The organism is Paenibacillus sp. FSL H8-0079, assembly GCF_037991315.1.
Classification (GTDB): Bacteria; Bacillota; Bacilli; order Paenibacillales; family Paenibacillaceae; genus Paenibacillus.
The window spans coordinates 495,388-509,573 of sequence record NZ_CP150300.1 but is presented as its reverse complement, the minus strand read 5'-3'; the positions used below and the strand labels follow the sequence as shown (position 1 = coordinate 509,573).

10 protein-coding genes are annotated in these 14,186 nt (G+C 47.1%); 3 read left to right on the top strand and 7 right to left on the bottom strand.

Annotated elements, in window-relative coordinates:
- The first annotated feature begins 105 nt into the window (after positions 1-105).
- Complete coding sequence (locus tag MHI06_RS02415; RefSeq protein ID WP_340400286.1) at positions 106-2,427, top strand: AraC family transcriptional regulator; 2,322 nt, start codon at positions 106-108, stop codon at positions 2,425-2,427.
- 211 nt (positions 2,428-2,638) lie between these two features.
- On the top strand, positions 2,639-4,279 hold the full coding sequence (locus tag MHI06_RS02410) for an extracellular solute-binding protein (protein WP_169480810.1): 1,641 nt from the start codon (positions 2,639-2,641) through the stop codon (positions 4,277-4,279).
- 98 nt (positions 4,280-4,377) lie between these two features.
- Here the strand turns inward: MHI06_RS02410 and MHI06_RS02405 are convergent, their stop codons facing one another.
- From MHI06_RS02405 to MHI06_RS02375, 7 genes are all read right to left on the bottom strand, one after another.
- Positions 4,378-4,617: a YezD family protein gene (locus MHI06_RS02405; protein WP_036607453.1), complete on the bottom strand. Its 240-nt coding sequence runs from the start codon at positions 4,615-4,617 to the stop codon at positions 4,378-4,380.
- Between the two features lie 156 nt (positions 4,618-4,773).
- The gene (cysW, locus tag MHI06_RS02400) at positions 4,774-5,649 is read right to left on the bottom strand and encodes a sulfate ABC transporter permease subunit CysW (protein WP_169480811.1); all 876 of its coding nucleotides are present in this window, start codon (positions 5,647-5,649) and stop codon (positions 4,774-4,776) included.
- Between the two features lie 67 nt (positions 5,650-5,716).
- Entirely contained in the window at positions 5,717-6,553 is an 837-nt protein-coding gene (cysT, locus tag MHI06_RS02395) for a sulfate ABC transporter permease subunit CysT (RefSeq protein ID WP_017690928.1), read from the bottom strand.
- 87 nt (positions 6,554-6,640) lie between these two features.
- Positions 6,641-7,720, bottom strand: coding sequence for a sulfate ABC transporter substrate-binding protein (locus tag MHI06_RS02390; RefSeq protein ID WP_340400285.1), 1,080 nt, complete (start codon positions 7,718-7,720; stop codon positions 6,641-6,643).
- 480 nt (positions 7,721-8,200) lie between these two features.
- Positions 8,201-9,946 (bottom strand): rhamnogalacturonan lyase, encoded by a 1,746-nt coding sequence (locus MHI06_RS02385; RefSeq protein ID WP_340402035.1) that lies wholly within the window; start codon positions 9,944-9,946, stop codon positions 8,201-8,203.
- A 395-nt stretch (positions 9,947-10,341) separates the two neighbouring features.
- Positions 10,342-11,736 (bottom strand): helix-turn-helix transcriptional regulator, encoded by a 1,395-nt coding sequence (locus MHI06_RS02380; RefSeq protein ID WP_248278141.1) that lies wholly within the window; start codon positions 11,734-11,736, stop codon positions 10,342-10,344.
- Positions 11,737-11,972: 236 nt separating this feature from the next.
- On the bottom strand, positions 11,973-13,028 hold the full coding sequence (locus MHI06_RS02375; RefSeq protein ID WP_340400284.1) for a lactonase family protein: 1,056 nt from the start codon (positions 13,026-13,028) through the stop codon (positions 11,973-11,975).
- 232 nt (positions 13,029-13,260) lie between these two features.
- On the opposite strand from MHI06_RS02375, the gene MHI06_RS02370 reads away from it, so the two are divergent.
- On the top strand, positions 13,261-14,121 hold the full coding sequence (locus MHI06_RS02370; RefSeq protein ID WP_340400283.1) for an AraC family transcriptional regulator: 861 nt from the start codon (positions 13,261-13,263) through the stop codon (positions 14,119-14,121).
- The last annotated feature ends 65 nt before the right edge of the window (positions 14,122-14,186 follow it).

Here is a 14,186-nt window from a genome sequence, read left to right as displayed (position 1 = left end):
TGAGAGGGGGAAGTTTGTTAAATTTCGGTCAACATGATTTCTCGTCCTCGGCCTACTATATAATGATGAAGTTGTTTAGAAACGAGAAATGAAGGGGGAAAAAGAATGCGTAAGCCATTTCAGTCTGTGAGATCCAAAATGGTTCTTTCCTACCTCGCTGTCGTTCTTGTCATTGCGCTTCTTTTCGGCTCCATTTTTTATCTCTTCTTCTCCCATCAATACAGCAAAGAAATCCGCATCAATAATCAACTCTCACTGAAAAGCACTGTCAATTATATAGAGAGCTCCGTGATCCAGAAGGTGAATCAGGTCTATCTGTCCCTGGCACTGGGTAACGCTGCAAGTATCGATTTAGATAGCTTAAAAGGAAACCATAGCAAAATTCTGGACATCGAACAGTCCCTCAAAAATATGGTGCAAAATTATTCCGATCTCATTGAAGCTATTCATGTGTACGATGCGAAGAACCACTTTATTGTTTCATCTGTATATGGGCTGATGCTCTATGAGGACACGCCTGCGAGTGTGGATCATACGACGGATTGGATTGCTGCGATGAAAGAAACCAAAGAAAGCTCCTTATGGATGCAGACTCGCATGGTTCCTCAGGATGCTTATATCGAATCACGGGAACAGAGCAACATGAGTCCTCTGATTTCTTATGTCCACAGTTACCCGTTTCAATCGTCTGGGCAAGACAATAAGGCCATAATTGCGATTGATATAAAAGAATCAGCGATCAGTCAGATCATTAAAAATATGCTCCCTGCTGACTATGCGAATACATTAATCATAGATCAGGACGGAACTGTCATATCTGCTGCGGACAAAACGTTGATAGGCAGCTCCACGGAGGAAAATCTAACGCAGTCGCTGCTCTCCTTTCATTCTTCAGATGAGAGCTTCGCACCTGTATTTAACCATGACTCATATGTCGTTACCCAAGATCAATTTAAAGGAAATGCATGGCGGATTTACACGACCACACCTAATAAAAGCTTCTATTATAAATTGGATAGCTTGAAGGAGATTTCGGTTCTTCTTGGTTTGTTGGCTGTTGCGGTTGGGATCGTGATGTCATCCGTCTTTACCACTGCCAACTATAGTCCTCTTAAGCGAATCCTGAATAACATCAAGAGCCGGATGGATAGCCCAACCAGCTTAAAGCAGGACGAGTACCGGTTCATCGATACAACGATTAACAGTCTGTCCAACAAAGTCGATAGTCTTGAGGAAACACTACAAGCCAATCATAAGATGATCAAGCATAGTATCATGCTCAATATGTTAAATAACCGATTTACACCCGAGGAACTTACGGAGCAACTGCAGTCTGTTCACATTTCGATGGCTTACTCACGCTTCCGTTGCATCGTCATTGATCCGGTCAATGAGAAATGGAAGGATCTGCAGCCACGACAGTTGCAGCATACGTTGTACACGATGATTCAGCAACTGGAGATCGCAGATATGGACGAGACTCAACTGCTCGCAGAGGAGTTGCAGGATCACAAAATCGCGGTCATCATCTGTACCAATCAACCCGAGGAACCTCTCTCTGATCACATTGTAGACTTTATTCACGCTGAGGCTAAGAGCAGATTCGGTCTGGAATTTGTACTATCACTGGGCGGCTGGGTAGAGCATTTCACGAAAATTCATACAAGCTATCATCAGGCGAATACCTTGATCCGATACAGCTACTTCTTTCCCGAGCAGTCTGCCATTCAGGATCTTGGTCTTCTAAACAGGGAATCCAGCAGCTTGGAAATTTCAGAATCATACCTCGTAAACTTTGAAAAGAAATTGCAGGCTCGGGATGTGCAAGGTACGGTTCAGGCCATTCAGGAAGTGGTAGCGACAATAAAGGAAGGCCCCTATTCAGCCGAATACAGTCGTATCATACTATTAAAAACAGTATCGATTTACGCTGAATGTATCCAGCAGGTACGCCTGCAACCCGCCGAGGCAAGCTCGATGAATCTGTACAAGCAATTTTCATTGTTCTACAATATCAACCGCTATTCGGAGTGGATGATTCATCTCGTGACCGAATTTGTGATGCATATGGAGAAGCGAAGCGAGGTACGGAGTGTGGATACCATCTCGGCTGTCAAAGCCTATGTTCATGAGCATCTTTCGGGCGATCTTACGCTGGATCATGTCTCAGAACAAGTATTCATCAGCCCTAAATATCTGAGTAAACTTTTCAAGGAAGAAACCGGGATTGTCTATTCCGAATATGTTACGAACCAGAGAATGGAACGTGCACGGGAACTCATGACACAGCGTGAAATTACAGTTGAGCAGGTCGCAAATACGGTCGGTTACCGTACTCCTGCTTATTTCATTAAGAAGTTCAAAGAAATTCACGGCTGTACACCAAAAAACTTCATGCGCAATCTAATGGAGCAGGGATCTATATAGGATCAATTAGGAATATTTACACGGACACTCCGATGACAGAACAACCTTCCGATCGCTGTTATTCCCAGATTTCTTCGATCCCTTTTCTAAAAGGGGAAATCCGGGAATAAAGGCGAACGCTTCGCTTCTTCAGGTTCTTTCTGTCCTCTCCGTTTTTGTGTAAATGTTAAATTGAAGCTATATAGAATTTAAAATTAGTAAAGGAGCTGCTATGAACATCAACCATTTAAGAACGCTATGTCTATTGATTGCTACATCTATTCTTATAGGATTGATGAGCGGTTGTACCTTTCTAAACAGAGAAACAGCACAAGTGCAGCAGCAGGAACACTCGGCAAGTGCTGAGAAGGATACAGCACCGCAGTATACGATATCCTGGACCATGCATCAAAATATCCCTGTTCCTGCGGACGCTGAGATGATTGCATATATAGAGGATCGGTTTGATGTCGATCTGGAGGTGTGGAACCTTGAGAACAAACGATACGAGGAACTGCTGGATATGGAGCTGGCTCAAGGGAAAATACCGGATCTGTTCCGGATCAGGCAGCCGCATGATCTGCTTAAGTATCAAATGCAAGGGGTTTTAGCGGAAATCCCCCCAGAGGTCCTTGAACAATATGCGCCAAATATTGTACAGCGAATTCGCGATTATGACTCACGTTACTTAGAGTTTGGAAAAATAAACGGCAGCTTATATGGAATACCGGCCATCAATGAGACCAACATCTATCGAACTCCTGTCGTATATCGAGAGGACTGGCTTAAGCGGCTTGGTCTGGACGTACCGAAGACATTAGATGAATTTGAAACGGTCATGTATGCCTTTGCCAAAGGTGACCCGGACGGAAATGGTAAACAAGATACGTATGGCCTATCCAGAGAGGGCTTAAATGTTGTGTTTGGCGCTTTTGGACAGTCCGTTTTCACAGAGCAGCTGTATTTTAATGAAGAAAACAACCAACTCGTGATCGGTGCTCTGGAGCCTGAGATGAAAAAAGCATTGGCTTATATGCAAAAGTGGTATCAGGACGGGATTATCGACCCTGAGTTTATAACCGGCGAAAATAAAGGCGGCTATAAGCATCTATCCCATGCTTTTATTAATGGAAAAATTGGGATGACCTCGATGGGAAACTACTATCATTGGAATCAAGAGGGAGATTACAGCGTTCTCAATGAACATGGCGAGGAAACGCCGGTGGAACCCTCGTTCAATGTCAATGAGCTAATACAGAAGAATGCAGCTGCAGAGGTTGTATTTGGTTCTCCTGTTATTGGTCCGGATGGACATAGCGGTTCTAAAGGGAATAATCTGCTGATGAATTTTATTGCTATAGGGGCTGAGGCTGCGAACGAGCCCGGAAAACTGGAGAAAATCTTGGAGATACTCGATTATGTAAGTGCCAACCCCGATCCGGTCGAGCGGATCAAAATGGAGTATGGCCTTCCAGGAAAGCACTGGGATTGGAGCGCTGAAGATTCAAAATCGTTCCACTTGCTTCGCCCATACAACCGAATGGAGAATTACACCAATATGATCGGCTCAAGTATCGGCATGACAGTTCCAGGTACAACAACGGACAAACGTGAACAGTGGGCTGCATCTGCAGGGCTAACGGAGAATGGGATCTATAATCGCCTGGAGGTTGCAACCCCTGCCCTGATTCAATATTCATCTGAGCTGATTCGCATGAGAGACAGAGCATATATCTCCATCATCACTGGCGATCAGCCTGTGGAGTATTTCGATACCTTTGTGGAAGAATTCATGGATGCAGGTGGGCAGCAAGTGCTGCTTGAAGCGAATCATTGGTATAACGAGCATAAGGAGACAATTCACACGCAATAGGTGGGACGGTATGGAACATACATTTCCCATGAGTTTCTGGAAAGTATACATGTGTGTTCCTATGCACCTATCCTCGCTTCCCTCACGCTAGTCACTCTCTATCCCTTCGCACTCGCATTTGATCCGCGTAGTGAACGGGCTGAACTGCTTCGTGCCGTGCTTCCGGATTTGGAGGCGCTGCCTGAGGGCGTGTTTTCAAAACGCTTGCGTTCGGTCCGCTCCATCTGCACAATCTGACCTTCGTGCACCACGATGTGCAAAGAACCAAACTCCATGTCATTCAGCTGTCCGGCAATTCGGTCCAACCATACCTCATCCACTTTTAACGGCTTAGCCATAGAGCCGCCTCCTCTTCTCGGGCTACTGCCCGCCATATTCCTAAGTGCGCTGTCATCCAACGGATTTATAAATCATTCTTATCCAACCTATATACTTGGTTTATACATTAGCAGGGCTTCCAGTAGCTGTCAATCTGTATTTTCTTCTTCTCATAATCACTTTTCTGAAACGGCTTTGTGTCCAAGCCAGCTCTTGAGCAGCAACGTGGCGAGAGCCAGAATCAGGAGCAGGGAAGCTACGGCAAATGAAGCTGAGAATTGATATTCGTTATACAAAATCTCGACATGCAGCGGTAGCGTATTCGTCTCCCCGCGGATATGTCCGGACACCACAGATACCGCTCCGAACTCGCCCATGGCACGGGCATTACACAGAATAATACCGTACAGCAGTCCCCATTTGATGTTGGGCAAAGTTACACTCCAGAAGATTCGCCATCCTGAAGCACCCAGCGTAACGGCCGCTTCTTCTTCCCGGGTTCCCTGGTCCTCCATCAGCGGAATCAGTTCTCTCGCTACAAAAGGAAAGGTAATAAACAACGTTGCAATGACAATGCCTGGCAGCGCAAAAATGATTTTGATATCATGTTCGGACAGCCACGGCCCAAACCACCCATTTGAACCAAAGACTAATACAAAGATCAACCCGCCCACCACAGGCGAGATTGAAAAGGGAAGATCAATCAGGGTGATCATGAGTCCTTTGCCCTTAAACTGGAACTTGGTAATGACCCATGCAGCGGCCACACCAAATATCGTATTCAGCGGCACTGTAATCCCCGCAACCAATAACGTTAGTTTCAGTGCAGACATGGCATCCGGCTCGGTAAGAGCAGCGATGTACACACCCCAGCCCTGCTTCAACGCCTCCATGAGCACAATGACCAGTGGCAAAATAAGCAGCCATATGAGTACCAGGCTCGCCAGTCCAATCAACAACCATTTGACCCAGGGAGCTTCCGTTGTTGCACGGTTAGTTCCACGGCTGGTCTTAACGGGTGGAACAGGGCTCAGTGGAACGGAACCCGCCATATGCTGCACCTCCTTTGGTTTGGGTGAGTGACATCTGTTTGTATCCATATTCCATCATGCTTCATCGTCATGCTCTGCCCGCCTTCCGGCTCCAACGCTGCAAGGAATTAATGATCAGCAGCAGGATGAAAGAAACCAAAAGCAACAGCAAAGCTACAGCTGTAGCGCCTGCATAATCGAACTGCTCCAGCTTGGCCATGATCAGCAAGGGGGCAATCTCCGTTTTCATCGGCATATTGCCTGAGATAAACACAACGGAGCCATATTCACCGATGCCCCGGGCAAAGGCCAGAGCAAACCCCGTCAGTAGCGGTGGGATCAGATCCGGAAGCAGAATGGTACGGAATATCCGCCATCTCCCTGCTCCCAGTGTGGCAGCCGCCTCTTCCACTTCTGCCTCCAACTCCTCCAACACCGGTTGCACCGTACGAACCACGAACGGAATTCCGATAAACATCAGCGCCAGCGTAATTCCGGCCTGTGAATAGGCCAGCTTAATGCCCAAAGGCTCTACGAACTGTCCAATCCAGCCATTGCCGGCATAGATCGCTGTAAGGGCAACCCCTGCTACTGCCGTCGGCAAGGCAAAAGGCAGATCAATGACCGCATCAAACAGCCTTTTGCCAGGAAACTCATACCGAACAAGCACCCATGCCAGGAGTAACCCCAGCACGAGATCAATCAAGGCCGCTGCACCTGCGGTCAGGAAGCTGACCTGGAAAGAAGCCAGCACCCTGGGATTGGTCGCAACCTCAATCATGGTTGCCCACGTCAGCCCTGTTGAGTTAAACAACAGGGCAGCCAATGGAATAAGTACAACCAGGCTTAGGTAGAACACACTGTACCCCATCGTTAATCCGAATCCCGGCAATGTTCGTCTCCGCGCCACCATCACCTTGCTCATGTACGTTCATCCTCTCTGCCTTCAGCCGGTAAGGCTGGTTGGCCGCTCACAGCGCGATTGATCGGGCGTTCATTGAACAGAGCAACCTTAGCTGCCTGGAACATAGATCTGGTCGAAGATACCACCGTCATTGAAATGTTTGGCCTGAGTATCCCGCCATGTACCGAATATGTCTTTCAATGTGAACAGTTCAAGCGCCGGGAACTGATCCTTGAATTTTTCCTCCACGCTGTCCAGCGTTGGACGGTAATAATTTTCAGCAGCAATCGTCTGTCCTTCTTCACTGTACAAATATTTCAGATAGGCATCCGCTACATCGCGAGTTCCCTTTTTGTCTGCATTTTTGTCCACAATCGCAACGGGTGGTTCAGCCAAGATACTAACTGAAGGCACGACAATATCGAATTTGTCCGGACCCAGCTCTTTTACCGATAAGAAAGCTTCATTCTCCCAGGCAAGCAGCACATCACCAATGCCACGTTCAACAAACGTCGTCGTAGATCCGCGAGCACCCGAATCCAGCACAGGCGCATGCTTGAACAATTCTCCAACGAATTCCTTCGCTTTCTCTTCATCATTGTTGTTATGCTTCAATGCATATCCCCATGCCGCCAAGTAGTTCCAACGTGCTCCACCGGACGTTTTGGGGTTCGGGGTGATGACCTCGATATCTCCTTTAATCAGATCATCCCAGTCTTTGATGCCTTTTGGATTGCCTTTACGTACAAGGAATACAATCGTAGAGGTATACGGAGAGCTGTTATGCTCGTATTTATCTTGCCAGCCTTCGTTAATTAGACCTCTATCTTCAATCGCATCAATGTCATATCCCAATGCCAGCGTCACCACGTCCGCATCCAATCCGTCAATGACAGAACGGCTCTGTTTGCCCGATCCCCCGTGGGATTGTTTGATGGTCACTTCCTGGCCTTTCTCTTTCAACCAATGCGCCGCAAACGCTTTGTTATATTGCTCATAGAGTTCCCGTGTTGGATCATAGGAAACATTCAGCAGTTCAATGGCCTTGGCCCCTTCTGTACTGCCTTTCGCTCCCCCTGATGTTCCTGCTGCACTGGACCCGCCGCTATCCGATCCGCATGCTGCCAGTACCCCTGTTAACACCAGTGCCAGACCAACCAGAATACCCTTGTGAATTCTCTTTTTCATTAATAACACTCCCCCGATATAGATCTGCATGACTACCTCAGGCCGGCTGAACAGGATGGAACGCCCCATTAAAAACAAGAAGACGGAGGAACCCCCGCGCACTTCTCCCCATAAAGTCATGCCGGCTTAAGGCCGTGCATGCTCCATCTGGAAAGGATGCGCTGCGGTGTTCCTCCGTCTATACGGTGAGAACGTTATTCTGTTCAGGTTGCATTGTTGCATGTGTCTGTAAAATGACCGCTTTCACATTGAAAACAGATTCATTTTTATTATTCCTACCTGTTTAGTAAGTTATATACGTATAATAAAGGCAGTCTATATACCTGTCAAACGTTTTTTCCGATTTTTACCGTATTTCTGCGCTATTGGCAAAAAAAGAGGAACAACGAACCAGCGTCCGTTGTTCCTTTCAGCGAATCCCATGCTTCGCTGGCTATTGTAAACATGAACGGAATTGGACGGCCACACCTTGTCCATTCCTCATCTGCCCGCATACCGGATATTGGGTACCGGTGGTGTGCTCATGCCTTCTCCTAGATAAAAACCGGTGTGTGGCGGTTGGTTGTAGGCTACATTTTGCCAAGCGACGCCAAGACGGTACACTGGATCATGCATCAGCGTATAGATGCGTTTGTCCGTAACTGCTGTTGTGGTATAGATCCGCAGTGCTGAGCTGTCATTCGTCCGCCATACCACTTCCTCTCTCCAGTCCCCGAACAGATCAGCCTGCAGATTCGGCGTAGACTTGGTTCCGTTATTGGAAGATACGCCGGAAGCGGTGAGCAGGTTCATCGTTGTGCTGTTAGCATAGTTCCACTTGTCGATTCGGTTGCTGTCCAGCAGTTCACGGAGTAGATCCCCATCCCACCAGATGCCAAAATTCGTGGAGGACGGCAGGGTTGTCCCAAGTTTCTGCCCTTTGGCTGTATACAGACTGCCGTCTGCCCACACTTCAGCACCTTTATATCTTGGATCAATATCTGCCGCCATGCCGCGTCCAATATCCTTCGTTGTTTTGACACCCCAGATTAACTGGCCTGTACCTGCATCCCGGAACTCCACTCCGGCATTGGATGGTGTCTCATGAACCTGAAATACCTCAAGTCCAGGGCGATCCGGGTCCAGGTCACTCAGATGCATGGCATCGCCATGATGAAGTCCTGTCGTGTACAATCCTTTGCCGTTATCATCCACCGCCATGGCACCATAGACGATCTCGTCTTTCCCATCTCCATCCACGTCCGCCACACTCAGATTGTGATTTCCTTGCCCGGCATAACCCGAATTGCCAGATGTATTGGAATCAAACGTCCATTGCTTGGTCAGCTGTCCATTTCGCCAGTTATAAGCCACGAGCACTGTCCGGGTGTAGTACCCACGCGCCATGACCAGACTTGGCCGCTCCCCATCCAGATAAGCAACGGCAGCAAGGAATCGGTCCACCCGGTTGCCGTAGTTATCTCCCCAGTCGGACACATTACCACGTGCTGGTTCGTAGTTCACCGTGGAGAGTGCTTTTCCAGTCTGCCCATTGAAAACCGTCAGGAATTCGGGTCCAGACAACACATAACCGCTGGAATTGCGGTAATCCTTGCTTGCATCCCCGATGACCACGCCAGTACCATCCTTGGTACCATCGGCCGTTTTCATCGCAACCTCGGCTTTTCCGTCACCGTCGAGATCGTACACCATGAACTGGGTGTAGTGAGCACCCGCACGGATATTTTTGCCCAGACTAATCCGCCAGAGGCGTGTTCCGTTTAATTTGTAGGCATCGATAAACACTTCCCCGGTATAACCGCTCTGGGAGTTATCTTTGGAGTTGGAAGGGTCCCACTTCACAATCAATTCATACTCACCATCACCATCCAGGTCACCTGCACTGGCATCGTTGGCACTGTAGGTGTAGGCTACTCCATCGGGCGTTGTCCCACCTGCGGGTACACTGAGCGGTACAGATAGATAGTTATTACCCCATACGCTTGCTACCGCTGAAGCAGCCTGCTCCGTTCCACTCACGACAGCGCGAACCGTATATTTGGAACTGCTTGTCCCGCTTGCATCCTGAAGGTTGGTGCTGTTTGTTATGGGCGTAGCGTTCACCTTGGTTCCATCCCGATAGACGTTAAACGATACATTCGATCCTTCCGTTCCCAGAAGCCGCCAACTGACAAACACACCTGCCCCGGTCTTCACAGCCACCACACCGCGATCCAGATATTCCATCTGCCTTGCTCCCGCTGCATGTGTTACTGACGGGTTGCCCAATCCAAGCGAAGTGACCAGTAACGCGGAACTCAGCAGCGATACTCCGGCTGTACGTAATGTGCGCTTCCACAATGATGATCGATTTCCCATAAACAATTGCCTCCCCAATTGTATTGGTAAGCCCGATGCCCTTGTAGCGCCATCTTATATGTAAGCGCTTTAATATATTCATTTTAAATTAAACATATAATTCCATCTATAGGTCTAATTTAGTAATTAAATGGTTCGTACATAAAAAAGCCGAAGGATTTCTCCTCCGACTTCGTTCTCTTTTGAATGAATTCATAATTTACACTCCGCCTGCTCCGTGGCCCATTAAGGCATAAATGATTGGGCAGATTGTAACTGTAACACTAAAAATGGTTAGCAACAAAGACGTTTTTTTTCGCATTGAGCCGTTGCACCTCACTTGATAAGGATTTGAATTTCTGTTTTGCTTCTGAATCAGCTTGATCTCTGTACTGCTCAAATAATGTCATACATGTAATAATATTTCGATCACTATTTATTTTAACTGACATTTGCAATCCTTCAAGAATAAGATTCATTGCATCATTACGATCTCTCTTAAGTTGGTACATCCCCAGATCACTTAAAAACCGCGCATAACTTTCATTAATGATACGTTTATTATAATCGCCAAACTCAGTCTTGTAGGTACGTAGAGGCGTATGTTCGGAGAAGCGATTCAAAATGTCATCAATGTTCCAATCAAACTGATTGGCTGCCTGAATCATGTAACGTAAAGCTAAAAAAATCTCATCTGGATACTTCGAAATATAGTCCGCGTATTCGTGAACGATCTCCTTTTCTCCGGATAACATTCGATAAAGATAGGTATTAGCTGTAGCCCATTCCCCAAATTGTTGCTGTATGCGCTCCGATTCTTCATCCTGTTCCTGTAACCAGCCCTGTCCATATGCATACAACGATACAAACTCCAAAGCTTTTTTATAATCTCCATACTCCTCATACACTGTGGATCGAATCAACCAAGCATATAAAATATAAGTATAGAGTGGACGTTCGGTGTGATTTTCATGGTGTTCCTTTCGTCTAGAAAGGTGCTTAGACTCATAAAAAATCTTCGCCAACTTGTACATCTCTTGCGCTAAACCATCCACTTTATCCCATTTATGAACTGCCATAAACACATGAATCAAATGTTTCAGCGCATCCAATTGGTAGCCCTCATCCAACCGGTCTACATAGGGCTCGAACAAGATAGCCGTCCTTAGATTGTCCTCCAAGTTTTCTCCTTGTCCAATTAAAAACAACCGATACTGACACATCGCAAGTCGTTCGGAATGCTGATATTTCTCGACTTCACTCACACTCTTATATAACAATGCCGCCGCAGATCGCTGATTTCGTTCAAATAACTGTTCTGCCATCTCAAATAGTTCTGTCGCATAATCCAGGTCGTCCAGTAGCCGATGAAGAATCTGCTCAATGCAGTCCAGCCGATTCAGCTCCGCACTCAGGAGAATAAACGGTCTGATTCGCCGCATGGATACGGAATAAGCGAAACACTCTTCCACATAGTCGGCAAAAAAATGATCCGCTGCCACGCCCATTCCTGATGAGATCGCAATCAATTGACTCACGGATATCGGACGATTCCCATGTAAAATACGACTAATTGTGCCTGTATTAATGCCAGATCCTTCCGAGAATCGGGAGAGCGTCATGCTGTTCTTATCAATAAACTGGGTTAATTGCTCCCGAATTGAATTTGCAGGTTCCAAGGAAAGCACCACCCTTCGTGCAACATCCAGATTTTAGGTTTTATCACCATATATTCTGATCATAATGAACGTTCGAACGATGGTCAATAAAAAAATGTGATAATTGCCACTATTTTCAAGTTAATCATATAAAAAGACTAAAAAAAGCTGTAAAACCATGTGTTTCTCCATGATTTCACAGCTTCTGGAACACTTTTCAGATGTAATATTCCACGTTAACTTCACCGTATTACAACTTATACCACAGGTGCAATACATACCGGACGAGGTAGTTCCAGCTTGAACCCGTTATGCGTCAGACGTCCGTCTTCTTCACTGATCTGGAAACTTACGAGGTTATTGCTGTCCTGATTCGCCACCAATAGAATCCCCCCAGGCAAAATATTGAAGTTACGCGGTGTCTGCCCAATCGTAGACGTCCACTCTACGGCTTCCAACTCACCGCTCTCCTGATCAATATGATAGAGCACGATGCTGTCATCTCCCCGATTGGATGCATACAGGAAACGACCACATGGAGATACACGGATGTCCGCAGCCGTACCCTCTCCTTTATGCCCTTCTGGAAGTGTCGAGATGTGCTGCACCGTAGTAAACTCCCCTCTACGCTCATCGTACAGGAATGCTGTAACCGTGTTGTCCAATTCATTGATTACATAAGCCCACTTCGAGTTGGGATGAAATACAAGATGTCTTGGCCCTGCGCCTGGTGGCTGATCCGTTTCACGATGGGTAACCAGACGTCCTTCTTCCAAGCGATACACAATGATCTGATCCAGACCGAGGTCACATACGACAGCATACTGTCCGGACGGATCTGGCTGAATGGAGTGTGCATGCGGCCCTTCCTGACGTTCTTCGTGAATTCCACTTCCCGTGTGTTCCACCCATGCACTCATCTCACCGAGCGTACCCTGATCGCCTACCGGGAATACATTGACACTGCCACTGCTATAATTGGATGTGAATACCCACTGACCATCCTTGGAGACAGACACGTAACATGGAGAAGCCCCTCTGGTCTGCTTTCGATCCATTAAGTGCAGTTCACTCGTTGCTGCATCTCTGCGATAGACCAGCACCTCTCCCTCGTCCGTCTCACTCGCCACATACAGACAGTTTCCATCCGGGCATAACGCCAGATAAGAAGGATTACTTACACCCTCCATGTGATTGACGATTCGCATCTCTCCTGTATCCGCATTCAATGCACATAGGAATATTCCTGGTTCATCTGCTGAAGCATACGTACCTGTATAGAAAAGCGTTTCCTGGGTTGTGACTGTTTCCATATCTAATCTCTCCCTTGTCCTATATATTCATTGGTCAGATTCTTCCCACTGGTATGTACTTACCCAATTCACGGGCAACTGCTTCACTTCCTGTAACGTGGCTTTCTAAATCGAGTACAACCTCGGTGAGCTCTCATATCTGTCATTGACTCTCTTATCACCTCTCACCATAATACAAAGTATGAGACCTAACAACAGACCTCCCCTACAGCGTAAATCTGACGGATTTCGTATGCAAAAACTCATTGTACTTCCGGACCCGCTGCTGCAAGAAGCTGCAGCTTATCCGGTCACGTCCGGATTATATGTTACCGATATCGGTTACTTTCACGAAGCAGAGCATCATTACCGTGACCGTCCCGAAGGTTGTGAATCACACATTCTGATGTACTGTGCCCAAGGCACAGGCTGGTATACGATGGATGGCGGCAAGACATATGATGTCCGCCCGGGAAACCTCATCATATTGCCTGCACATGTTCCTCATGTGTACGGAGCCAACGCAGCCGAACCATGGAGCATCTTCTGGATTCATCTGCGCGGGGAACATGCTTTATCCTACATAGAACCCTTGTTAACCCATCATATTTCTACTATGCCACCGGCTAAGGCTCAAAAATGGCTTGAGCTTTTCCATGAATGTTACGGCGCGTTAGAGACGGGTTACTCCATGCAGACGATGACATACGCCTCCCAGATTATCGGTTATATGCTTGGTATGCTCGCTTATGGGCCGGAGACGTCAGGAACAGATGGCGGGGTCATTAGTAGCAAACGTGCGGCTGAACAATCCGTTCAATATATGCTGAAGCATTTGGAGAACGGAATCACTCTCAAGGAACTGGCGGCACACGCCCGGCTCTCTGTCCCCCATTACTCTCAGTTGTTCAAACAAGCTACAGGACATTCGCCCATCGATTATTTCCTGCGTCTCAAGATCCAGCATTCGTGCCGCTATCTGGATTTTACCGATTGGACCGTGAAGCAGATCAGTTCCGAGCTTGGATTCAAGGACCCGTACTACTTCTCCCGTCTGTTTAGCAAAATGATGGGCCGTTCCCCCACGGATTATCGAAATAAATCCAAAGGTTAGAGGCAGTACCTTCACAGCGCTTCACTTCCCTCTTTCAGAATTGTTGTCGTCCATTCTATTGGGAA

Excerpts from the sequence above, each read along its gene's own strand:
- MHI06_RS02415 (WP_340400286.1), top strand. The coding sequence starts at position 106 with ATGCGTAAGCCATTTCAGTCTGTGAGATCCAAAATGGTTCTTTCCTAC.
- MHI06_RS02410 (WP_169480810.1), top strand. The coding sequence starts at position 2,639 with ATGAACATCAACCATTTAAGAACGCTATGTCTATTGATTGCTACATCT.
- MHI06_RS02405 (WP_036607453.1), bottom strand. The coding sequence starts at position 4,617 with ATGGCTAAGCCGTTAAAAGTGGATGAGGTATGGTTGGACCGAATTGCC.
- cysW (WP_169480811.1), bottom strand. The coding sequence starts at position 5,649 with ATGGCGGGTTCCGTTCCACTGAGCCCTGTTCCACCCGTTAAGACCAGC.
- cysT (WP_017690928.1), bottom strand. The coding sequence starts at position 6,553 with ATGAGCAAGGTGATGGTGGCGCGGAGACGAACATTGCCGGGATTCGGA.
- MHI06_RS02390 (WP_340400285.1), bottom strand. The coding sequence starts at position 7,720 with ATGAAAAAGAGAATTCACAAGGGTATTCTGGTTGGTCTGGCACTGGTG.
- MHI06_RS02385 (WP_340402035.1), bottom strand. The coding sequence starts at position 9,946 with ATGGAATATCTGGATCGCGGTGTGGTGGCTGTGAAGACCGGGGCAGGT.
- MHI06_RS02375 (WP_340400284.1), bottom strand. The coding sequence starts at position 13,028 with ATGGAAACAGTCACAACCCAGGAAACGCTTTTCTATACAGGTACGTAT.
- MHI06_RS02370 (WP_340400283.1), top strand. The coding sequence starts at position 13,261 with ATGCAAAAACTCATTGTACTTCCGGACCCGCTGCTGCAAGAAGCTGCA.